We start from the raw sequence: 20,878 nt of genomic DNA, 5'->3' as shown, positions 1-20,878 counted from the left end.
TGAAGTCGTAACAAGGTATCCCTACCGGAAGGTGGGGATGGATCACCTCCTTTCTATGGAGACTTACTTTCCCTGAGTGGGAAAGATAAGATACGTCCTCTCGTTATGAGAGGGCAGGAAAACGCTTGATTTTCATTCAGTTTTCAGCGGACAACCGTTGTAATTTGCAAGATGGGCCTGTAGCTCAGCTGGTTAGAGCGCACGCCTGATAAGCGTGAGGTCGGTGGTTCGAGTCCACTCAGGCCCACCATCTTCAAATCATAGCACTTGGGGCCTTAGCTCAGCTGGGAGAGCGCCTGCTTTGCACGCAGGAGGTCAGCGGTTCGATCCCGCTAGGCTCCACCATACATAAACGATTCAAGACAAGCCTATGCTTGTCTTTTTTTTGTTTGTAAAAATAATACAAGCCTTCTTAACTTGCATGTTAGAGATAAATGTATTATATTATAGTCAAAGATAGTCAAGGTCAAGGGGTGTGGATGATGAGCAATAACATTTCAGATGTTATTGAACAATATCTTAAATCAATTCTTACAGACGAGGAACGTAACCGAATAGAAATAAAGAGAAGTGAGCTTGCGAAACACTTTGAATGTGTCCCTTCACAAATAAATTATGTCATTCGTACGAGATTTACGATTGAAAAAGGTTATATTGTGGAAAGTAAAAGAGGTGGGGGCGGATACATTCGCATTCAGAAAGTGTCCCATTCAGATGATCTTGAATTAATCGATCATCTTCTTAAATTGATTGGCAATCAAGTAGACCAAGTTGGGGCTATGAGTGTTATTAGCCGTCTACTAGAGGAGAAAGTTATTACGAAACGTGAGTTTCTACTAATGAAAGCAACGATTGATCGTCAAGTACTTGCATTAAACCAAGCGGCACATCGAGATGTATTGCGTGCAAACATTTTAAAAGCGATGTTAAGTAGTTTGAAGTATAAGGTGTAGGTAGAGGGGGTGTGCAAATGCTTTGTCAACATTGCAATGAGCGAAAAGCAACGCTTCGTTTTACGAAGATCGTAAATGGCAAAAAAACAGAGAAGCATCTCTGCGAACATTGTGCTAAAGAGCAAGGTGAAGCATTACCTGGGAACAACAATTATTCCATTCATGATTTATTGTCTGGAATGTTGAATTTAGATTCTTCTAATCCTCCGTTAGGCCAAATCCATTTTAAAAAGCCAAAGGCAGAATTAAGCTGTCCGAAATGTAAGTTGAGTTATTCAGCATTTGTACAAAATAGTCGATTTGGATGTTCACATTGTTATCAAGCTTTTGAAGAAAAGCTCGATCCCATACTAAAACGTGTCCATGGTGGCAATCATGTTCATAGAGGCAAAATTCCAAAGCGTATAGGGGGAAAGCTTGAGCACAAACGTAAGGTTACAAAGTTAAAGGAAAAGATGCAGTTCTATATTCAAAACGAAGAGTTTGAGGAAGCTGCGATCATCCGAGATGAAATTCGTGCTCTACAACGTGAACAAAACGATGAAGGGGGCAATGAATGATGTCGCTTGAACAATTTATTTCTGAAGCGATTAGCCCTTGGATGAATCAGCCGGGTCCAAATGATGAAATCGTTTTAAGTAGTCGTGTACGTTTAGCAAGGAACCTTTCTAATTACTCGTTTCCATTTAAAGCATCTAATGAAGATGCAAAGTCGGTGTACAGCTATTTACACGAGAACCTATCTGAAACGACGCTTGATGGAATCGGAAACTTATCTTGGTTTGCAGTAAAGAACATGTCAGACATTGAGCGACAAGTCCTCGTTGAAAAACATTTAACGAGTCCTCAGCTTGCGGAAGGTTCCGAAGAAGCGGCGGTCGTACTCAGTGATGATGAATCCATAAGTATTATGGTGAACGAAGAAGATCATTTACGCATTCAATGTTTATATCCAGGGTTGCAACTTAGTGAAGCATTTGAAGCTGCAAATGCTTTGGATGATTGGGTTGAGGCAAACGTTGATTATGCATATGATGAAAAGCGCGGTTATTTAACGAGTTGTCCTACAAATGTAGGAACAGGGCTTCGCGCATCAGTAATGATGCACCTTCCGGGACTCGTAACTACAAAACAATTATCAAGGATTATTCCTGCAGTTAATCAAATTGGTCTTGTAGTTAGAGGAATATACGGTGAAGGTAGCGAAACTAAAGGGAATCTGTTTCAAATTTCCAATCAGATGACACTTGGAAAGACGGAAGCAGATATCATTGATGATTTGCGGAGTGTCGTTTTGCAGTTGATTGAGCGAGAACGAATTGCACGAGAAAAACTGCTTGAGTCCAAGAGATTACAAATGATTGATCAAGTTTATCGATCTTTCGGTATCCTTGCGAACAGTCGTATCATAGAATCAGTAGAAGCGGCATCGCATTTATCGAATGTAAGACTTGGCATTGATCTTGACTTAATTGAAGGCATCGACGCGAAGATTCTCAATGAACTCATGATTCTTATTCAACCAGCGTTTCTTCAGCAGTACGCGAAGAAAGCACTAACGACAGAACAACGTGATGAACGACGTGCGTCGTTGATTCGCGAAAGATTAAGGCTAGAAAACATATTAGACGGAGGTGAGTGACCATGATGTTTGGCCGATTTACAGAGCGCGCTCAAAAAGTGCTCGCACTTGCACAGGAAGAGGCCGTGCGACTTGGTCATACGAATATAGGAACGGAGCATATCCTTCTTGGGCTTCTTCGTGAAGGAGATGGGATTGCTGCTAAAGCCTTGCAAGCACTCAATTTAGGTGCAGAGAAAGTACAAGTGGAGGTGGAGAACCTAATCGGTTCGGAAAGCTCTCAATCCACAGTACAAGAAACGCCTCACTACACACCACGTGCTAAAAAAGTCATTGAACTGTCTATGGATGAAGCCAGAAAACTTGGCCACTCTTACGTAGGTACAGAGCATATTTTGCTTGGTCTCATTCGTGAAGGTGAAGGAGTAGCCGCTCGCGTGCTAAATAATCTTGGGGTGAGTCTGAATAAAGCACGCCAGCAAGTGTTACAACTTCTAGGTAGTAACGAGTCCTCTAGCAGCGGTACACAACAAGGCGGAGGTGTAGCTGGTGGAAACGTCAACACACCAACATTGGATAGTCTCGCAAGAGATTTAACAAACGTTGCTAAAGAGGAAAACTTGGATCCTGTCATTGGACGCGGAACTGAGATCCAACGTGTAATTCAAGTGTTATCAAGAAGAACGAAAAACAACCCAGTGTTAATTGGTGAGCCTGGGGTCGGTAAGACAGCAGTAGCAGAAGGGCTTGCGCAAGCCATCGTAGCAAATGAAGTTCCTGAGACGCTTCGTGGCAAGCGTGTGATGACGCTTGATATGGGTACTGTTGTAGCCGGAACGAAATACCGGGGTGAATTTGAAGATCGCTTGAAGAAGGTTATGGAAGAGATCCGTCAAGCTGCAAACGTCATTCTCTTCATTGATGAGTTGCATACACTAATTGGTGCAGGTGGCGCAGAAGGTGCGATTGATGCCTCGAATATTTTGAAGCCATCCCTTGCCCGAGGTGAACTGCAATGCATTGGTGCGACGACATTAGATGAGTATCGTCGTTACATTGAGAAAGATGCAGCACTTGAACGTCGCTTCCAACCGATTCATGTAAATGAGCCGACACTTGATGAGTCTGAGCAAATTCTCTTTGGATTACGAGATCGCTATGAGGCGCATCACCGTGTGACAATTACTGATGAAGCCATTTCAGAAGCGGTTAAGATGAGTGACCGTTACATCTCTGATCGCTTCTTACCAGATAAGGCGATTGATTTGATCGATGAAGCAGCTTCAAAGGTTCGACTACGTTCCTATACAGCACCACCTAATCTGAAAGATATGGAACAAAAACTCGATGAAACACGTAAGGAAAAAGACGCAGCTGTTCAAAGTCAAGAATTTGAAAAAGCAGCTTCATTACGTGATAGTGAGCAACGTTTGCGTGAAGAGCTCGATCAACTAAAAGATGAGTGGAAAGAGCAACAAGGTCAAGAGAACACCGAAGTAACAATGAATGATATTGCTGAGGTGGTAGCGAGCTGGACGGGAATTCCTGTTGCTAAGCTGGCTGAAGAAGAGACTGAACGATTACTTCGAATGGAAGATATTCTTCACAATCGTGTCGTTGGTCAAGATGAAGCCGTTGTAGCTATTTCGAAAGCAGTTCGCCGTGCACGCGCAGGGCTTAAAGATCCAAAGCGACCAATTGGTTCATTTATTTTCCTAGGGCCTACAGGTGTTGGTAAAACTGAACTTGCTCGAGCAGTAGCTGAGACATTATTTGGAGACGAAGATGCAGTTCTTCGTGTAGATATGTCTGAGTACATGGAGAAGTACTCGACAAGTCGTCTCGTTGGTTCTCCTCCAGGTTACGTAGGGTATGATGAAGGCGGGCAATTAACAGAGAAGGTTCGTCAAAAGCCTTACTCAGTCATTTTGCTCGATGAGATTGAGAAAGCACACCCGGATGTGTTTAACATTTTGCTACAAGTACTTGAAGACGGTCACTTAACGGATTCTAAAGGGCGTAAAGTCGACTTTAGAAATACAGCGGTCATTATGACCTCAAACGTTGGTGCTAGTGCATTAAAAGAAAACAAATATGTCGGGTTTACGACACAATCGGAAGATGCGAAATACGGGGATATGAAAGGCAAGGTTATGGGAGAGCTTAAGAAAACGTTCCGCCCAGAGTTCTTGAACCGTATTGATGAGACAATTGTTTTCCATAGTCTTGAGAAGAAACACATTAAAGAAATTGTTGGTCTCATGGCAGACGAATTACAAAAGCGTCTTGCCGAACAAGAAATTAACTTCTCATTAACTGAAGTAGCGAAAGAAAAGATTGCAGATGAAGGATTTGATCCGGAATACGGGGCTAGACCACTTCGTCGTGCATTGCAAAAACAAGTGGAAGACCGACTCTCCGAAGAACTTCTGAGAGGACGCATTAAAAAAGGTGAAACAGCGGTCATCGACTATAAAGATGGTGAGTTTGTCGTCGAGCTTAAAGAAACGGCAACCACGTAATTGCGAGAAGAGCCGGGACACTTCCCGGCTCTTTCTGTACATGTAACGTTATTTGATAAAACACGACAAATAAAGGGAGGGAATTATGGCAAAAACAAAAACAAAGTTCGTCTGCCAAGAGTGTGGCTACGAGTCCATGAAATGGATGGGCAGATGCCCGGGCTGTCAGAACTGGAATACGTTAGTTGAAGAATTAGAGACTCCTAAAAAATCAAGATCAACCGCTACGATGGCGGGATTGTCTGGCACAAAGTCGAAGCCAGAAGTCATTACAAAAGTAACGCGAGAAGATGAACCGAGAATGTCAACGAACTTGTCAGAATTAGACCGTGTACTCGGAGGTGGCATTGTTCCAGGTTCACTTGTACTCGTCGGTGGTGACCCAGGAATTGGGAAATCAACGCTACTTTTGCAACTGTCGGCAATCCTTGCTGAGAACAAGCGAAAGATTCTTTACATATCGGGTGAAGAGTCCGTTAAACAAACCAAGATGCGCGCTGAGCGTCTTCATGCCCAATCAGATCAGTTGTACGTCTATACTGAAACCGATACTCAGGCGATCGAGTTAGCTGTTGATCAAGTGAGTCCTGAAGTTGTTGTGATTGACTCAATACAAACGATGCAAACACCTGACATTACGTCAGCTCCTGGAAGTGTAGCTCAAGTACGAGAATCAACGGGGATGTTTATGAAGATGGCAAAATCAAAAGGGATTGCTGTTTTTGTCGTTGGTCATGTGACGAAGCAAGGAGCGATAGCAGGCCCTAAAATGCTTGAACATATGGTTGATGCAGTTCTATATTTTGAAGGCGAGCGTCATCATACGTATCGGATTTTAAGAGCGGTAAAAAACCGCTTCGGATCGACGAATGAAATTGGGATTTTTGAGATGAAAGAGCAAGGGCTCCGCCAAGTGTTAAATCCATCTGAGATATTCTTGGAGGAGAGGACCAACGGTGTAGCAGGAGCAATCGTTGTTGCTTCCTTAGAAGGGACAAGACCAGTACTTGTAGAATTACAAGCGTTAGTTGCCCCTTCAAGTTATGCCAACCCGAAAAGAACGGCAACAGGCGTCGACCATAACCGGGTATCGCTCTTGATGGCTGTGCTGGAAAAACGAGTGGGGATGTTATTACAAAATCAAGATGCATATATCAATGTTGCGGGTGGCGTGAAGCTTGATGAGCCTGCCGTTGACCTGGGGATTGCGATTAGTATTGCTTCGAGCTTTCGAAATGAAATTACAAAGCCTACAGATGTCGCCATCGGTGAGGTAGGTTTGACCGGAGAGATTAGACGGGTATCAAGAATTCAAGAGCGTGTGAAGGAGTGTGCAAAGCTTGGGTTCAAACGTTGTATTGTACCGGCTAAAAACCTCGGTGATTGGACCGTTCCGAAAGGGGTTGAAGTGATCGGAGTACATTCTTTAGATGAAGCACTTGCCGTCATGTTAGGCGAGCGAGCAAAAAGAAGATAGCAAGTAAAGGAGAATCGTAATGTCAGAGATTAGTCGCAATCATTTTATTGAAAATGTATTCCCTTTTTTAGCCCCAGGAACAGCATTAAGAGATGGAATTGATAATGTTTTGCGTGCAGGGACTGGAGGGCTCATTGTCGTTGGGTATACCGACAGTGTAAAAAAGGTTGTTGATGGAGGCTTTCATATCCAAGCACCCTATACTGCAGCCCAATTGTACGAACTTGCAAAAATGGATGGTGCGATTATCTTAAGTAAAGACATCCAGAAAATCCTCTATGCAAACGTACAGTTAATCCCTGACAATAAAGTGTTCTCTGATGAAACCGGCATGCGTCACCGCACAGCAGAACGAGTGGCAAGGCAAACTGGGGAGTTAGTCATCGCCGTATCTGAACGAAGAAATGTCATTACGCTATATCAAGGTGAATTTAAATATACGTTAAAAGAAATGGGTGTTATCTTAACGAAAGCAAACCAAGCGATCCAGACACTCGAAAAATATAAAGCGGTTTTAGACCAAAGCATGACAAACCTTGGTGCATTAGAGTTTGAAGGACTTGTATCTTTCCAGGATGTAGCACCTGTCATTCACCGGATCGAAATGGTTTTACGTGTGAAACGTGAACTCATTACTTACGTACATGAACTAGGGAATGAAGGTCGTCTCATTACAATGCAATTAAATGAGTTGCTCACAAACGTTGAAAAAGAAGCTCTTCTACTCTTTAAAGACTATGTAAATGAGGATGAGATCACAGCTGAAGAGGCATTCCATGCGTTGCAACAGAGTAGTGCTAAACATTCCTTTACAGATGAATACATTCGTAAGTTACTTGGATTGAAGCTACGGAGGGAACAAGACCCAGTTTTACATTCAAGGGGATTCCGTCTTTTACATCGTATACCGAGATTGCCATCGGCTGTAATTGACAACATTGTCCAATATTTCGAGACGATTAGCGCAATGACAGAGGCGACTTTGGAAGACCTGGAAAATGTAGAAGGAATTGGCGAAACCCGTGCAAGACTAGTCGTTGAAGGGTTAGAGAGGGTTCAAGAACAGTTGTTTATTGATCGTCATATTTAATGTGATTGATACGCCGTTGTAAGGGTTACAATGTATAGTAATCTTCACCTCTAAGAAATGATTCTATGAATTTCTCAGATCGAAGATTAGAAGAGTTAAACGTTGTCCATAATGAGTGGTAGGAGGTGGAAGTTATGTTAAAACGAATCGTCCAAGTGTTCTTTGTTATTCTTGGCGGTGCGCTCGGCTTTATTTTTTATCCCGAACTTATTTCAATTTTATCCCTAGAGCTACCCGGCTGGATAGCGAGTGATTATGTGGGCGGGTTAGTTGGGGCCGGGATATTCTTCTTGTTAAGCTTATGGTTAGCAGGACCAATTGCTAGAGCGATGAGTATTGTGGAAGAAGCGATTGTGAAAGCTCCAATTACCGATGTATTGTTCGGTACGATTGGTTTAGTGTTAGGTTTGACGGTGGCTTACCTCATTGGTATTCCGATTGGTGAATTTTCAGTTCCGATCTTAAGTCAGGTTCTCCCAATCTTTATTACCATTTTGTTTGGGTATTTTGGTTACAGAATCGGTTCACAAAAACGGGATGAGCTCGTCTCTTTAGTATCAAGCTTTGGGAAGATTAGTAATAAAGAGAAGAAACGAGATGAACAGTCTTCATCGGATACAGCAGTACCGATTAAGATTTTTGATACGAGCGTTATTATCGATGGTCGAATCGCGGATGTTTGTCGGACGAGGTTTCTTGAAGGAACCGTTGTGATTCCAAAATTCGTTCTTGATGAATTACAGCATATTGCAGATTCTTCGGATGCATTAAAGCGTAATCGTGGTCGACGAGGGTTAGATATTCTAAATCAAATTCAAAAGGAACTCCCAGTTCAAGTGAAAATTGAAGACATTGACTTTGATGATGTTCAAGGTGTCGATAGTAAGCTTGTGAAGTTGGCACAAAAGACAAGTGGGATTGTCGTAACGAATGATTTTAATTTGAATAAAGTGTGTGATTTACAAGGTGTTTCTGTTCTGAATATTAACGATCTGGCTAATGCTGTGAAACCGGTAGTATTACCAGGGGAAGAAATGCACGTTCAGGTCATTAAAGATGGCAAGGAAGAAAAACAAGGCATCGGCTATCTCGATGACGGTACGATGATCGTGATTGAAGAAGGTCGTTCATATATTGGCGAGCATCTTGAAGTCATCGTGACGAGTGTTTTACAAACGAGTGCAGGTCGCATGATCTTTGCAAAACCAAAGATCGTTGAGAAAGAAAAAGCATTATAAGTTTATTAACGAGAGAACCGTACATGAGGGCAGATGAGACAGTTGCCTTATGCGGTTCTCTAGTTGTATGATTAAGAATGGTCGTCTTTGTACGACCTTTTTACTTTGAATAAAGGGGGCAGAGCGATTATGACGTATACCGTGATCATTCCCGCAGCAGGTCAGGGAAAACGTATGAAAGCGGGAAAGAATAAGCAATTTCTACAACTAAATGATCGCCCTGTAATTATTCATACATTACAAGTGTTTGAAAGAGACCCAATGTGTAAGCAAGTGATTGTTGTTGCTAATCATCAAGAGATTACACAAATGGAAGCTTTATTCCAACAATATGCGTTAAAGAAAGTCGATAAAGTCATTGAAGGCGGAGCGGAACGACAAGAAAGTGTGTTTGAAGGGATTAAAGCGGTAGACGATCGTGAAGGAATGGTCATCATTCATGACGGAGCGAGACCTTTTATCGAAGTTGAACAAATACATGAGTTACTAACTCACGTAACCGCCGAGCAAGGAGCTGTATTAGGTACTCCAGTGACGGACACGATTAAGCGTATTGATGAGCATATGAACATTGTAGAAACTGTACCGAGAAAACCGCTTGTTGCTGTGCAAACGCCACAAGCATTTACATATCCAATGATTCATGAAGCCTACCAAAATGCTTTTACGAATCAATTTGTCGGAACAGACGACACAAGCCTTGTTGAGAACATGGGGAAAGAAGTGACCGTCGTTTTTGGTAATGAGGACAATATTAAATTAACAACGCCTTTTGATTTAGCAGTAGCGAATGTTATTTTACGTCAGCGACAAGGAAGGGGAGATTCAGAATGAGAATAGGACAAGGATTTGACGTTCATGCATTGGAAAGAGATACAGACCTCATCATAGGTGGGGTGAAGATTGACTATGAGTTTGGCCTAAAAGGACATTCAGATGCAGATGTATTGCTCCATGCAATTTCAGATGCACTACTTGGAGCGGTCGCAGAAGGAGATATTGGTAAGCATTTTCCTGATACAGACCCGGCTTATAAAGGGGCTGACTCAGCTAAATTACTACAAGAGGTGTACAAGCTGGTTACCGACAAAGGTTTAAAGCTTGGGAACCTGGATTGTACGATTATTGCTGAGAAGCCAAAGATGGCACCATATATTCAAGACATGCGCACACGAATTAGTGGGCTATTAGAGGTTACAATTGGTCAAGTGAATGTAAAAGCCACGACGTCTGAGAAGCTTGGATTTACAGGTAGAAAAGAAGGAATCGCTTCGCTTGCGACGGTATTACTCATTGAAGATTAATGCATGAATATAGGCATTTGCATGCTATACTAACGATAAGAACTAAATAGGACGGTGTTTTTAATGACAGCAGATGTACGTGTACGTTTTGCACCAAGTCCAACTGGACATTTGCACATTGGTGGCGCAAGACAAGCTCTGTTTAATTATCTATTTGCAAAAAAACATAATGGCGACTTTATTATCCGTATTGAAGATACAGATCAAGCTCGAAACATCGAGGTGGCAACGGACAAGCTTCTTCGCAGTATGAAGTGGCTAGGCGTGAATTGGGAAGAAGGTCCAGATGAAGGCGGTCCTTACGGTCCTTACCGAAGCATGGAGCGAATGGATACGTACACGAAGTATCTAAATCAACTTCTTGAGGAAGACAAAGCATACTACTGTTATATGACGACCGAAGAACTTGAGAAAGAGCGTGAAGAGCAAATTGCGCGCGGTGAAATGCCGAAGTATAGCGGTCGTGATCGTAACTTAACGAAAGAGCAGCGTGCGGAATACGAGGCGAAGGGTATTGAGCCTGTTGTACGTTTTAAAGTGCCTGAAGGTGAAACGATTGTCATTGATGACGCAATCCGTGGACAAGTAACTTTTGAAGCGAATGGAATTGGTGACTTTGTTATTGCAAGAACAGACGGTGTTCCAACGTACAACTTTGCGGTTGCAATTGATGATCATTTAATGAAGATCTCCCATGTCATTCGTGGCGAAGAGCACTTGTCCAATACGCCGAGACAAGTCATGGTCTTTAACGCACTAGGAATGAATCAACCGACCTTCGCACATGCACCACTTATTTTAAATCCAGATCGTCAGAAGATGAGCAAACGTGACGAGTCAATTATGCAGTTTGTTGAACAATATCAAGATTACGGGTACTTACCAGAAGCGCTTGTGAACTTCTTAGCGTTACTTGGTTGGTCTCCAGTAGGTGAAGAAGAGATCTTCACTCTCGACGAATTAAAAGAGCAGTTTAGCTTAGACCGTGTATCAAAAGCACCTGCTGTGTTCGATGAAGCGAAGCTTGCATGGGTAGGAAATCAATACATGAAAGCAGCAAGCTTAGAGCGTGTTACGGAGCTTTGTATTCCGTACTTGCAAAAAGCAGGTAAAATTTCAGAGACGTTGTCTGATGACGACCACAAGTGGGTCACTGAGCTAGTGAGCATGTATCAAGAGCAAATGCACTATGCTGCAGAAATTGTAGAGTTAACGGAACTCTTTTTCAAAGAAGACGTAGACTATGATGGAGAAGCGAAAGAAGTCATTGCTTCTGAGCATGTACCAGCAGTTATGAATGCTTTTGCAACACAAGTCGAGTCGCTGGACGTATTTGAAGCAGATGCAATTAAAAAATCGATTAAAGCCGTTCAAAAGGAAACAGGCTACAAAGGCAAGCAATTGTTTATGCCAATCCGTGTCGCTGTTAGTGGTCAAACACATGGTCCAGAATTGCCAAAAGCAATTGAACTGATTGGAAAAGAAACGGTCTTAAAGAGAGTTCAAAAAGCAGCACAACAATAACATATGTAAAACATGTAGATGAGGAAAGTAGGCAAGAGCGGCGATTTCCAGAGACAGCCGGTTGGTGGGAAAGGCTGAATGGTCACCTTGCTGAAATGCACCTCGGAGTCTTTTGCTGAAAGGGAACATCAAAGTAGGCAAAAGCGGTGAAGAGCCGTTATTAACGAATGAGTGGGGTATAGAAAGACGTGCCTCAACAGAGTGGAACCACGTGGAATGCGTCTCTGTGCCTTAGCACAGGGGCGTTTTATTTTGGAATCATTTCTTTCGTCAGATAAAGCAATGTTTGTTACAGTAGAGCTTAGTACGTAACCGATTAGGGTAAGCTAAGAAAAAAATGACCGTGTTTTTAATGGAATAGGAATAAACATAAACGATTGGAAAGAATGAGGGGGAGGCCATGTGGCGGACATTCAAAAACGACATTGATGTTGTGTTTACGAGAGATCCTGCAGCAAGAAGTCGATTCGAAGTCATTCTAACGTATTCTGGGGTTCATGCGATTTGGCTTCATCGGATTGCGCATTGGTTTTGGGGAAAGAAACTCTTTTTGTTTGCAAGAGTCTTATCTCAAATTAGTCGCTTTTTTACAGGAATTGAAATACATCCGGGCGCACAAATTGGTCAGCGTGTGTTTATTGATCACGGCATGGGTGTGGTGATTGGGGAAACGTGTGAAATTGGAAATGATGTAACGATTTACCAAGGAGTAACTCTTGGTGGAACAGGGAAAGAAAAAGGAAAACGACATCCTACAGTGGAAGATCATGTTTTGTTTGCATCTGGCGCAAAAGTGTTAGGATCGATGACAATTGGTCGCAATTCTAACATTGGAGCTGGGGCAGTCGTTTTAAATGAAGTACCTCAAAACAGTACGGTAGTCGGGATTCCAGGACGTGTTGTTGTCCAAGACGGAGTGCGTGTGAGCGATAGCTTGGATCACCATCAATTACCCGATCCTGAGAACGAGCGTTTTCGATTACTCGAAAAAGAGGTTGAACGATTGCGCCGAGAGTTAAAAGAGTTGAAGCAAGAGCATAAAGGAGAGTGAAGCCGATGGCTATTCATATGTACAATACGTTAACTCGTAGTAAAGAAGAGTTTCGTCCTTTAGAAGAAGGGCGAGTGAAAATGTATGTATGTGGACCTACGGTATACAATTACATTCACATTGGAAACGCACGTCCTGTCGTCGTATTTGATATGGTGCGCAGGTATTTACAATATAAAGGGTACGAAGTGGAATACGTATCAAACTTTACAGATGTTGATGATAAAATTATTAAAGCTGCTAAAGAAAATGGAGAAGATGCTTTTAAGCTAGCGGAACGTTTTATTGAGAAATTTCATGAGGATACGAAAGCGCTCGGTGTGAAAGAAGCCGATGAACACCCGCGTGTAACGGAGTCGATGCCTGAGATTATTGAGTTTATTCAAGCGTTAGTTGATAAAGGCTATGGCTATGAAGCGGATGGAGACGTTTACTTCCATACAAAAGCGTTCCCTTCATACGGGCAGTTGTCAGGTCAATCGATCGATGACCTTCGTTCAGGTGCACGTATTGATGTAGGAGAACAAAAGCGTGATCCGTTAGACTTTGCATTGTGGAAAAAGGCAAAGGATGGGGAAGTGAATTGGGAAGCGCCGTGGAGCTCGGGAAGACCGGGTTGGCATATTGAGTGTTCAGCAATGGTTAAGAAATACCTCGGTGACACAATTGACATCCATGCGGGTGGTCAAGACCTTGCGTTTCCACACCATGAAAATGAAGTGGCTCAATCAGAAGCCCTTAATGAAAAGAAGATGGCGAACTATTGGTTACACAACGGTTACATTCAAATTGATAACGAAAAAATGTCGAAGTCACTCGGTAATTTTGTGTTAGTAAATGACCTGATTAAAGCGTATGACCCTAGTGTCATTCGATTCTTCATTTTACAAGCGCATTATCGCCATCCCTTAAACTTTAACAATGAGTTACTTGAATCAGCGAAGTCGGGTCTAGTAAGAATCCACACGTTTGCTGAAAACGTTCAACATCGAATCAAAGAAACGGCTGACTTAGGTGAATCAGATGTGATGGAAAATCGCATTGAGCAATTTAAAAAGCGTTTTATTGATGATATGGATGATGATTTCCATACTGCGAATGCAATTACGAATGTTTTTGAGTTTGTTCGAGAAGGAAATCGCTATCTACAAGAACCAAACACTTCTAAACGTGTATTAGAATTAATGGTGACAACACTAAAAGAGTGGGGCACAGTACTTGGCGTATCGTTTGTACCAGAAGCGGAACTTCTTGATGATGAGATTGAGACGTTAATTGAACAAAGGATTCAAGCAAGAAGTGAGCGTAATTTCCAAGAGTCAGACCGAATTCGTGATGATTTAAAAGAGCGTGGCATTCTGTTGGAAGATACGGCTCAAGGGACGAGATGGAAGAGGGTTTAAACGATGCAATCTTCACAGTATAAACAGTTAAACGGATTAACATTAGCGTACATCGGCGATGCAGTTTATGAGCTGCATGTACGCTCTTTTCTAGTACACAAGGGAATGGCAAAACCAAATGAACTGCACAAAGCCGCAACGTCATATGTCAGTGCAAAAGCACAAGCGAGTGCGCTTCATTACTGGTTAGAAAATGAGCAATTAACCGAAGAAGAAGAAGCGATTGTCCGCAGAGGGCGTAATGCGAAATCGGGAAGTTTGCCGAAGAACACAGACGTTCAAACGTACCGATATAGTACAGGCTTTGAAGCGTTGATTGGTTATGTGCACCTTGCGTGTGACAAGACCCGATTGGAACAATTGATGAACGAGGCGATTGCTAGGACTGATGAGGAGGAATCATGATGAAAGAACAACAAGATGAATGGTTGGCTGGACGAAACGCGGTTACTGAAGCGTTGCGATCTTCACAATCAGTGCAAAAGGTTTGGGTAGCTGAAGGAGTCAAAAAGGCGTCCATTCATGAGATTACTCAAAAGGCTAAAGAGCAAAACATCGTCGTCAATTTTGTTCCTAAACAAAAAGTTGATACACTTGTCGGTCATAAAAACCATCAAGGCATTATCGCTTCCATTGCAGCGCACAACTATTCCGATATGGAAACGTTATTCCAACGTGCAGAAGCGAAAGGCACCGCGCCTTTTTTTATTTTGCTTGATGGCATTGAAGATCCACAAAACTTAGGGTCTATTCTTCGATCGGCAGATGCAGCAGGTGCAGATGGAGTGATCATTCCAAAGCGTGGAGCGAGCGGGCTTACGTCTACTGTGGCGAAAGCTTCAGCGGGAGCAATTGCTCACGTACCCGTCGTCAAAGTAACGAATATGGCTAGAACGATTGCTGAGCTTAAAGAACGTGGATTATGGATGATTGGTAGTGATGCAAAAGGCGACGGAGATTTTAAGCAATTGGATGCTTCCATGCCACTCGGTCTAATTATTGGTAGTGAAGGCAAGGGAATGAGTCGTCTCGTGAAAGAATCGTGTGATTTTTTGTATAGCATCCCTCTAATGGGACAAGTTACCTCGCTCAATGCAGCGGTTGCTGGAAGTCTTTTTATGTATGAAGTTCAAAGAAAGCGCTCGTAGGGGTGCGGTGATGATGAAAGAGTATGTGATTGTTGACGGCTATAATATTATTGGAGATTGGCCGGAACTCGTTAAACTCAAAAAACAATCGTTGATTGATGCAAGAGATGCGCTCATTGAAAAGATGGCTGAATACCAAGCCATCACTGGGCGCAATGTCATCATAGTGTTTGACGCACACCTTGTAAAAGGAATCGGTGCGAAAGATCACCTCTACCGAGTTGAAGTCATCTATACGAGGCAAAAAGAAACAGCTGATGAACGGATTGAACGGCTAGCAAAACAATTGAAGAACGTGAACACGCAAATCTATGTCGCAACGTCAGATCACGTAGAGCAGCGGGTCATCTTTGCTAACGGTGCGTTACGTACCTCAGCAAGAGAGTTGCGACTTCAAGTTGAAGATGTCGAACGTACGATTGGACAAGCCGTAAAAGATGTCGAGTCAACCTCAAAAAAAGGGAACATTGCGCTTAGTGATGAAGTTGCTGAATTCTTTGACAAATGGCGTCGAAAAGGTCATTGACTTATTGATTCTCGTCCTGGACTGCTATATACTTAGTTCACACACACCGAAGTCGAGGGCGAGGGATTGTCATGAGCGCATACGTCTTAGAAAACAATCAGACGGTTGTTAGATCAGAGAACAAGGATGTAATCAGCGAAGATGAAAGACTCGTAGAAGCTGTTCGTTACGGGAACTCCACTGCTTTGGAACAATTAATCAACAAGTACAAGAATTTCGTACGTGCGAAAGCAAGGTCATATTTCTTAATCGGTGCAGATCATGAAGACATTGTTCAAGAAGGAATGATCGGCCTCTACAAAGCCATTCGAGATTTTAACGGGGACAAGCTTTCATCGTTCCGGGCATTTGCAGAACTTTGTATTACACGTCAGATTATAACGGCTATAAAGACAGCCACTCGTCAGAAACACATCCCGTTGAATTCATATGTTTCATTGGACAAGCCGATGTATGATGAAGAGTCAGATCGTACATTAATGGATGTGGTTTGCAGTTCGTTAATTAGTAACCCCGAAGAGATGCTCATTAATCAAGAAGAACTAACAGACATTGAATTGAAGATTAGCGAAGTGCTAAGTGAACTTGAGCAACAGGTATTAAGGTTATATTTGGAAGGACAATCGTACCAAGAGATTTCGATTGACTTGAATCGTCACGTGAAATCAATTGATAACGCATTACAACGAGTGAAACGTAAGCTCGAACGTTACGTTGAGAAAAGATACGTACACACTTAATATTTTTACAATTTAAAATAGCAGAATCTTCTATTGGTTTTGAGATTTAACTATGGTGCAAGGTCATGTGGCCTTGTGCCTTCATTGACAGTTGTTTCGTTCTATGATATTCTGCGACTGTATAGTAGATTGAGATTTTTGGCTATAATGATAGAAGAAAGCAATCCACTCAAAACGCCGTCAATACGGTTGTTTTTTTATGTTCAGAAATATTGATACGCTTGAAACTACGTTTTCATATTTTCGGGGGGTGTCCTGCAAGTGACCAATCCAGTGCAATTTCTAAAAGAAGTCGGCAAACAAATGAAACAAGTAACTTGGCCGACGCCGAGTGAGCTTTTTAAATATACGAAGATTGTCCTCGTAACGGTAATTTTCATGTCAATCTTCTTTGCCATCGTTGATTTTGCTTTCTCGGAACTTGTTAGGCTGTTCCTATAAGCGTATTTTTGTTGTATAGAGAGGAGGGCGGCAGCCTGAAAGGCTGACTACCTATGGAGAAGAATTGGTATGTTGTTCATACGTATTCTGGGTATGAAAACAGAGTTAAAGCAAACCTAGAGAAGCGTGTCGAGTCAATGGAAATGCTCGATAAGATTTTCCGTGTGCTCGTTCCTGTGGAAGAAGAAACAGAAACGAAGAACGGAAAGACAAAAACGGTAAATCGTAAGACGTTCCCTGGGTACGTGCTTGTAGAAATGGTCATGACCGATGACTCATGGTATGTCGTTCGAAACACACCAGGAGTAACAGGCTTTGTTGGCTCTTCAGGTGCTGGCTCGAAACCGACAGCGCTTTTGCCAGATGAAGTTGACTCGATTCTACGTCAAATGGGTGTTGAAGCACCGAAAGCTGAAGTAGATCTTGAAATTAAAGAGTCGGTGAAAGTTAAAGAAGGACCATTTACAGACTTTACAGGTACAGTGGAAGAGATTAGTCTCGAGAAGCAAAAAGTCAAAGTCCATGTCAACATGTTTGGACGAGAGACTCCTGTTGAACTTGAGTTCCATCAAGTTGAAAAACTTTCATAACTGGATTTTCCACTTGAAAAAGGCAAGTATAAGTGATAAGATTTTTATGTTTGCTTCAACTGTCTTGCTGACAGTTGGTCAATAAGTGGGAGGGTGTAACAACCCGAAACACCACATTACGAACGAAGGAGGTGTGTCGCGTGGCTAGAAAAGTTGAAACCGTAGTTAAGCTACAGATTCCTGCAGGTAAAGCTAACCCGGCACCACCGGTCGGTCCTGCCCTTGGTCAGGCTGGTGTAAATATCATGGGCTTCTGTAAAGAGTTCAACGCACGTACACAGGAGCAAACAGGAACTATCATTCCTGTAGAGATTACTGTTTATGAAGACCGTTCATTTACGTTTGTGACAAAGACTCCACCAGCAGCAATTCTTCTTAAAGAAGCAGCTGGCGTTAAGTCTGGTTCTGGAGAACCACACAAAGTGAAGGTTGCATCAGTAACTGCTGAACAAGTACGTGGAATCGCTGAAACGAAGATGGAAGACTTAAACGCTGCTGATATTGATGCTGCTGTTAAGATGATCGAAGGTACAGCACGCAGCATGGGTATCACTGTTGAAGGATAATTAATCCTTATAAAATGATCAAGACAGGTTGCGATGAGCCTATTAACGGGTCATTTGCAACCTTGATTGTTGTTACGAAGCAGTCGTCTTTCTAAAAGGAATGAATCTTCTCTAGCGATTAAGCGTGGGAGGTCAAACCGTTAAAACCACAAAAAGAGGAGTTGTTAGAAATGGCTAAAAAACACGGTAAGAAATATGCAGACGCTAAGAAACAAGTCGATGTAAATAAAGAATACAATGCAAGCGAAGCCATTGAGCTTGTGAAAAAGATTGCTCCGGCAAACTTTGATGAAACAGTTGAGGTTGCAGTACGTCTAGGAGTAGACCCTCGTAAAGCGGACCAACAAATCCGTGGCGCAGTTGTCCTTCCAAACGGAACTGGTAAAACTCAGCGTGTACTCGTTTTCGCTAAAGGTGAAAAGGCTAAAGAAGCTGAAGAAGCTGGCGCGGACTTCGTAGGTGAAGAAGAACTCGTTAACAAAATCCAACAAGGTTGGATGGACTTTGACGTTGTTGTTGCGACACCAGACATGATGGCGCAAGTTGGTAAGCTTGGTCGTGTTCTTGGACCAAAAGGCCTTATGCCAAACCCTAAGACGGGTACTGTAACAATGGATGTTACACAAGCTGTCAATGAAATCAAAGCGGGTAAAGTTGAATACCGCGTTGAAAAAGCTGGAAATGTACACGTTCCAATTGGAAAAGTATCATTTACAGAAGAGCAACTGCTCGAAAACTTCAAGACAATTGTTGATATCCTTGCAAAAGCTAAGCCTTCTGCAGCAAAAGGTACGTACATGAAAAACATCGCGGTTTCTTCTTCTATGGGACCTGGTGTTAAAGTAAGTACTGCTGGAATCTCTGGCTAATTTTGCCGTATTGACTTTTGGGTGACCGTTTTATATAATTAAAAACGGTTAATAGCTAAATATACTGCCGCAGACAGTAGGTGCACGATTGTGCGTAAATCCTGCCGAGGTATCGATCCTATAAAAATGACACTGCGTGTCATTCGGAATCTCCTCTGTCTGTGTGCTCATGGACAGGGGAGTTTTTTGATCCTCTGAACGGCAAATTTTTCAGGAGGTGGAACAATGGGCAGTGTACTCGAACAAAAACAAGCAGTTGTTGATGAGATCGTTGAGAAATTTAACAACAGTGAGTCAATCATTTTTGTTGATTATCGTGGTCTAAGCGTGAGTCAAGACACGGAATTGCGTAACAAACTCCGTGCTGCAGACGTTGAGCTCAAAGTGTACAAAAACACATTGACTCGTCGCGCGACAGCTGAGACAAGCCTTACAGAGCTTGACGAAACACTTGTAGGTCCAACAGCGATTGCTACGAGCAAAACAGATGCAGTAGCAGCAGCGAAAGTCTTAAACGAGTTCGCGAAAGAAAACGAAGCTTTAGAAATTAAAGCTGGTGTTATTCAAGGTAGTGTAACTTCAGTTGAAGACATTAAGAAGATTGCTGAACTTCCTTCATACGAAGGACTTGTATCTATGCTTCTCAGCGTACTACAAGCGCCAATCAGAAACTTTGCATTGGCTTCTAAGGCAGTCGCAGATCAAAAAGAAGAAAGTGCGTAAGCACCTAATTTTTAACATTCCTGAAGGAGGAATATACAATGGCTAAAGAGCAAATTATTGAAGAAATCAAGAGCATGACAGTTCTTGAGTTGAACGACCTAGTTAAAGCAATCGAGGACGAGTTTGGTGTAACAGCTGCAGCTCCAGTTGCAGTAGCTGGTGGAGGAGACGCAGGTGCTGCTGAAGAGCAAACAGAATTTAACGTAGTTCTTACTTCTGCTGGTTCTTCTAAGATCGGCGTTATCAAAGTTGTTCGTGGAATCACAGGTCTTGGTCTTAAAGAAGCAAAAGCGCTTGTTGACGGTGCCCCTGAGACACTTAAAGAAGGCGTAAGCAAAGACGAAGCTGAAGACATGAAGAGCCAACTTGAAGAAGCTGGTGCACAAGTAGAAATCAAGTAATTTGACTTCTATTGAAGAGACTTCCCTGCTATATGTGGGGAAGTCTTTTCTTTTAAATAACGTATTTTCTGTGTTAAACCTCATAATAAAGAGGAGTTTCTAAGAGAAGAGGTGAAGCTTTTGTCATCGCATTATTATGATAAGAAACCTACGGTAAGTAGTGAGCGGCAAACGGTTGGAGTGACGATCAAGGAGAAAGAGTATTCATTTTATACAGATCGTGGTGTTTTCTCTAAAGGCGGCGTCGATTTTGGCAGTGCGTTTTTGGCGAATGCGTATCAAGCTCCGGCGGTCGATGGACCGGTTTTGGATGTTGGTTGTGGGTATGGCCCCCTCGGCATTTCAATCGCGGGTGATACAGGCAGGCAAGTCTGGATGACAGATGTGAATGAACGCGCAGTCGAACTTGCGACAGAAAATGCAGTGCGTAATCACGTCGAAAAACAAGTCACAATTGTTCGGGGTTCGGGATACGAGGCGATTCCTGATGAGAAGTTATTTGCATCGATTGTTACAAACCCTCCTATTCGAGCAGGGAAAGAGGTTGTGCATCATTTTTTTGAAGAAGCTCATAAACGTTTAGTTGATTCAGGGGAACTCTGGGTTGTTATTCAGAAGAAGCAAGGTGCCCCTTCTACGAAAAAGAAATTAGAAGAGTTATTCAAAGAAGTCGTTGAGGAAGGGAAGAGCAAAGGCTACTCTCTCTATCGATGCTATAAATAAATGAAAA

The 20,878-nt window shown here is 42.5% G+C and carries 23 protein-coding genes, 2 tRNA genes, 1 rRNA gene and 2 other annotated features; all 26 genes read left to right on the top strand.

Translation table 11 applies throughout. The features are described 5' to 3' along the window. A 16S ribosomal RNA gene (locus tag JOD17_RS18555) occupies window positions 1–53 on the top strand; the annotation flags it as partial. A gap of 120 nt (window positions 54–173) precedes the next feature. Continuing rightward, window positions 174–250 (top strand) — tRNA-Ile (locus JOD17_RS18550). 19 nt (window positions 251–269) lie between these two features. Further along, window positions 270–345, top strand: a tRNA-Ala gene (locus tag JOD17_RS18545). Between the two features lie 137 nt (window positions 346–482). Continuing rightward, window positions 483–953 carry a CtsR family transcriptional regulator gene (locus JOD17_RS18540; protein WP_204699476.1) on the top strand — a complete coding sequence of 157 codons (471 nt, stop codon included), beginning with the start codon at window positions 483–485 and terminating at the stop codon, window positions 951–953. A gap of 17 nt (window positions 954–970) precedes the next feature. After that, on the top strand, window positions 971–1,513 hold the full coding sequence (locus tag JOD17_RS18535) for a protein-arginine kinase activator protein McsA (RefSeq protein WP_042360763.1): 543 nt from the start codon (window positions 971–973) through the stop codon (window positions 1,511–1,513). Beyond that, window positions 1,513–2,595 (top strand): protein-arginine kinase McsB, encoded by a 1,083-nt coding sequence (locus tag JOD17_RS18530; protein WP_204699479.1) that lies wholly within the window; start codon window positions 1,513–1,515, stop codon window positions 2,593–2,595. Before JOD17_RS18535 ends, JOD17_RS18530 begins: the two co-directional genes overlap by 1 nt. A gap of 2 nt (window positions 2,596–2,597) precedes the next feature. Continuing rightward, window positions 2,598–5,057 (top strand): ATP-dependent protease ATP-binding subunit ClpC, encoded by a 2,460-nt coding sequence (clpC, locus tag JOD17_RS18525; RefSeq protein WP_204699475.1) that lies wholly within the window; start codon window positions 2,598–2,600, stop codon window positions 5,055–5,057. 85 nt (window positions 5,058–5,142) lie between these two features. Further along, window positions 5,143–6,534 carry a DNA repair protein RadA gene (radA, locus tag JOD17_RS18520; RefSeq protein ID WP_204699474.1) on the top strand — a complete coding sequence of 464 codons (1,392 nt, stop codon included), beginning with the start codon at window positions 5,143–5,145 and terminating at the stop codon, window positions 6,532–6,534. Between the two features lie 19 nt (window positions 6,535–6,553). Further along, window positions 6,554–7,624, top strand: a complete 1,071-nt coding sequence (disA, locus tag JOD17_RS18515) for a DNA integrity scanning diadenylate cyclase DisA (protein ID WP_204699473.1) — start codon at window positions 6,554–6,556, stop codon at window positions 7,622–7,624. A gap of 134 nt (window positions 7,625–7,758) precedes the next feature. Next, window positions 7,759–8,862, top strand: a complete 1,104-nt coding sequence (locus JOD17_RS18510) for a PIN/TRAM domain-containing protein (RefSeq protein WP_204699472.1) — start codon at window positions 7,759–7,761, stop codon at window positions 8,860–8,862. A gap of 129 nt (window positions 8,863–8,991) precedes the next feature. Next, window positions 8,992–9,696 carry a 2-C-methyl-D-erythritol 4-phosphate cytidylyltransferase gene (gene ispD / locus JOD17_RS18505; RefSeq protein ID WP_204699471.1) on the top strand — a complete coding sequence of 235 codons (705 nt, stop codon included), beginning with the start codon at window positions 8,992–8,994 and terminating at the stop codon, window positions 9,694–9,696. Then, complete coding sequence (ispF, locus tag JOD17_RS18500; protein WP_204699470.1) at window positions 9,693–10,166, top strand: 2-C-methyl-D-erythritol 2,4-cyclodiphosphate synthase; 474 nt, start codon at window positions 9,693–9,695, stop codon at window positions 10,164–10,166. Before ispD ends, ispF begins: the two co-directional genes overlap by 4 nt. Before the next feature lie 63 nt (window positions 10,167–10,229). Continuing rightward, on the top strand, window positions 10,230–11,690 hold the full coding sequence (gltX, locus tag JOD17_RS18495) for a glutamate--tRNA ligase (protein ID WP_204699469.1): 1,461 nt from the start codon (window positions 10,230–10,232) through the stop codon (window positions 11,688–11,690). Between the two features lie 6 nt (window positions 11,691–11,696). Further along, window positions 11,697–11,919, top strand: a binding site (T-box leader). Between the two features lie 171 nt (window positions 11,920–12,090). Then, on the top strand, window positions 12,091–12,741 hold the full coding sequence (gene cysE, locus JOD17_RS18490) for a serine O-acetyltransferase (protein WP_042360767.1): 651 nt from the start codon (window positions 12,091–12,093) through the stop codon (window positions 12,739–12,741). Window positions 12,742–12,746: 5 nt separating this feature from the next. Further along, on the top strand, window positions 12,747–14,144 hold the full coding sequence (gene cysS, locus JOD17_RS18485; protein WP_204699468.1) for a cysteine--tRNA ligase: 1,398 nt from the start codon (window positions 12,747–12,749) through the stop codon (window positions 14,142–14,144). Window positions 14,145–14,147: 3 nt separating this feature from the next. Continuing rightward, window positions 14,148–14,549, top strand: a complete 402-nt coding sequence (locus JOD17_RS18480) for a Mini-ribonuclease 3 (protein WP_204699467.1) — start codon at window positions 14,148–14,150, stop codon at window positions 14,547–14,549. Next, window positions 14,549–15,292 carry a 23S rRNA (guanosine(2251)-2'-O)-methyltransferase RlmB gene (gene rlmB / locus JOD17_RS18475; RefSeq protein ID WP_204699466.1) on the top strand — a complete coding sequence of 248 codons (744 nt, stop codon included), beginning with the start codon at window positions 14,549–14,551 and terminating at the stop codon, window positions 15,290–15,292. Before JOD17_RS18480 ends, rlmB begins: the two co-directional genes overlap by 1 nt. Window positions 15,293–15,305: 13 nt before the next feature. Then, window positions 15,306–15,818, top strand: coding sequence for an NYN domain-containing protein (locus JOD17_RS18470; RefSeq protein WP_042420091.1), 513 nt, complete (start codon window positions 15,306–15,308; stop codon window positions 15,816–15,818). A gap of 71 nt (window positions 15,819–15,889) precedes the next feature. Beyond that, complete coding sequence (sigH, locus tag JOD17_RS18465) at window positions 15,890–16,558, top strand: RNA polymerase sporulation sigma factor SigH (protein WP_042360769.1); 669 nt, start codon at window positions 15,890–15,892, stop codon at window positions 16,556–16,558. A gap of 261 nt (window positions 16,559–16,819) precedes the next feature. Continuing rightward, on the top strand, window positions 16,820–16,999 hold the full coding sequence (gene secE / locus JOD17_RS18460; RefSeq protein ID WP_042360770.1) for a preprotein translocase subunit SecE: 180 nt from the start codon (window positions 16,820–16,822) through the stop codon (window positions 16,997–16,999). Between the two features lie 53 nt (window positions 17,000–17,052). Then, window positions 17,053–17,589: a transcription termination/antitermination protein NusG gene (nusG, locus tag JOD17_RS18455; RefSeq protein WP_042360771.1), complete on the top strand. Its 537-nt coding sequence runs from the start codon at window positions 17,053–17,055 to the stop codon at window positions 17,587–17,589. 140 nt (window positions 17,590–17,729) lie between these two features. After that, window positions 17,730–18,155 carry a 50S ribosomal protein L11 gene (gene rplK / locus JOD17_RS18450; protein WP_042419892.1) on the top strand — a complete coding sequence of 142 codons (426 nt, stop codon included), beginning with the start codon at window positions 17,730–17,732 and terminating at the stop codon, window positions 18,153–18,155. Between the two features lie 170 nt (window positions 18,156–18,325). Further along, on the top strand, window positions 18,326–19,024 hold the full coding sequence (rplA, locus tag JOD17_RS18445; RefSeq protein WP_204699465.1) for a 50S ribosomal protein L1: 699 nt from the start codon (window positions 18,326–18,328) through the stop codon (window positions 19,022–19,024). Window positions 19,025–19,073: 49 nt separating this feature from the next. Next, window positions 19,074–19,221 (top strand) — a sequence feature (ribosomal protein L10 leader region). A 28-nt stretch (window positions 19,222–19,249) separates the two neighbouring features. Continuing rightward, entirely contained in the window at window positions 19,250–19,747 is a 498-nt protein-coding gene (gene rplJ, locus JOD17_RS18440; protein ID WP_204699464.1) for a 50S ribosomal protein L10, read from the top strand. Between the two features lie 38 nt (window positions 19,748–19,785). Next, window positions 19,786–20,148, top strand: coding sequence for a 50S ribosomal protein L7/L12 (gene rplL / locus JOD17_RS18435; RefSeq protein WP_042360774.1), 363 nt, complete (start codon window positions 19,786–19,788; stop codon window positions 20,146–20,148). Window positions 20,149–20,268: 120 nt separating this feature from the next. Further along, the gene (locus JOD17_RS18430; protein ID WP_204699463.1) at window positions 20,269–20,871 is read left to right on the top strand and encodes a class I SAM-dependent methyltransferase; all 603 of its coding nucleotides are present in this window, start codon (window positions 20,269–20,271) and stop codon (window positions 20,869–20,871) included. The last annotated feature ends 7 nt before the right edge of the window (window positions 20,872–20,878 follow it).

This window comes from Geomicrobium sediminis (assembly GCF_016908595.1).
GTDB lineage: Bacteria > Bacillota > Bacilli > Bacillales > Marinococcaceae > Geomicrobium_A > Geomicrobium_A sediminis.
Note: the sequence above shows the minus strand (reverse complement) of the source record. Positions and strands in the feature narration are given on the sequence as shown.

What these genes read in the sequence shown, in the direction of transcription:
- JOD17_RS18540 (WP_204699476.1), top strand. Translation starts at nt 483, where the DNA reads ATGAGCAATAACATTTCAGATGTTATTGAACAATATCTTAAATCAATT.
- JOD17_RS18535 (WP_042360763.1), top strand. Translation starts at nt 971, where the DNA reads ATGCTTTGTCAACATTGCAATGAGCGAAAAGCAACGCTTCGTTTTACG.
- JOD17_RS18530 (WP_204699479.1), top strand. Translation starts at nt 1,513, where the DNA reads ATGTCGCTTGAACAATTTATTTCTGAAGCGATTAGCCCTTGGATGAAT.
- clpC (WP_204699475.1), top strand. Translation starts at nt 2,598, where the DNA reads ATGATGTTTGGCCGATTTACAGAGCGCGCTCAAAAAGTGCTCGCACTT.
- radA (WP_204699474.1), top strand. Translation starts at nt 5,143, where the DNA reads ATGGCAAAAACAAAAACAAAGTTCGTCTGCCAAGAGTGTGGCTACGAG.
- disA (WP_204699473.1), top strand. Translation starts at nt 6,554, where the DNA reads ATGTCAGAGATTAGTCGCAATCATTTTATTGAAAATGTATTCCCTTTT.
- JOD17_RS18510 (WP_204699472.1), top strand. Translation starts at nt 7,759, where the DNA reads ATGTTAAAACGAATCGTCCAAGTGTTCTTTGTTATTCTTGGCGGTGCG.
- ispD (WP_204699471.1), top strand. Translation starts at nt 8,992, where the DNA reads ATGACGTATACCGTGATCATTCCCGCAGCAGGTCAGGGAAAACGTATG.
- ispF (WP_204699470.1), top strand. Translation starts at nt 9,693, where the DNA reads ATGAGAATAGGACAAGGATTTGACGTTCATGCATTGGAAAGAGATACA.
- gltX (WP_204699469.1), top strand. Translation starts at nt 10,230, where the DNA reads ATGACAGCAGATGTACGTGTACGTTTTGCACCAAGTCCAACTGGACAT.
- cysE (WP_042360767.1), top strand. Translation starts at nt 12,091, where the DNA reads ATGTGGCGGACATTCAAAAACGACATTGATGTTGTGTTTACGAGAGAT.
- cysS (WP_204699468.1), top strand. Translation starts at nt 12,747, where the DNA reads ATGGCTATTCATATGTACAATACGTTAACTCGTAGTAAAGAAGAGTTT.
- JOD17_RS18480 (WP_204699467.1), top strand. Translation starts at nt 14,148, where the DNA reads ATGCAATCTTCACAGTATAAACAGTTAAACGGATTAACATTAGCGTAC.
- rlmB (WP_204699466.1), top strand. Translation starts at nt 14,549, where the DNA reads ATGAAAGAACAACAAGATGAATGGTTGGCTGGACGAAACGCGGTTACT.
- JOD17_RS18470 (WP_042420091.1), top strand. Translation starts at nt 15,306, where the DNA reads ATGAAAGAGTATGTGATTGTTGACGGCTATAATATTATTGGAGATTGG.
- sigH (WP_042360769.1), top strand. Translation starts at nt 15,890, where the DNA reads ATGAGCGCATACGTCTTAGAAAACAATCAGACGGTTGTTAGATCAGAG.
- nusG (WP_042360771.1), top strand. Translation starts at nt 17,053, where the DNA reads ATGGAGAAGAATTGGTATGTTGTTCATACGTATTCTGGGTATGAAAAC.
- rplA (WP_204699465.1), top strand. Translation starts at nt 18,326, where the DNA reads ATGGCTAAAAAACACGGTAAGAAATATGCAGACGCTAAGAAACAAGTC.
- rplJ (WP_204699464.1), top strand. Translation starts at nt 19,250, where the DNA reads ATGGGCAGTGTACTCGAACAAAAACAAGCAGTTGTTGATGAGATCGTT.
- rplL (WP_042360774.1), top strand. Translation starts at nt 19,786, where the DNA reads ATGGCTAAAGAGCAAATTATTGAAGAAATCAAGAGCATGACAGTTCTT.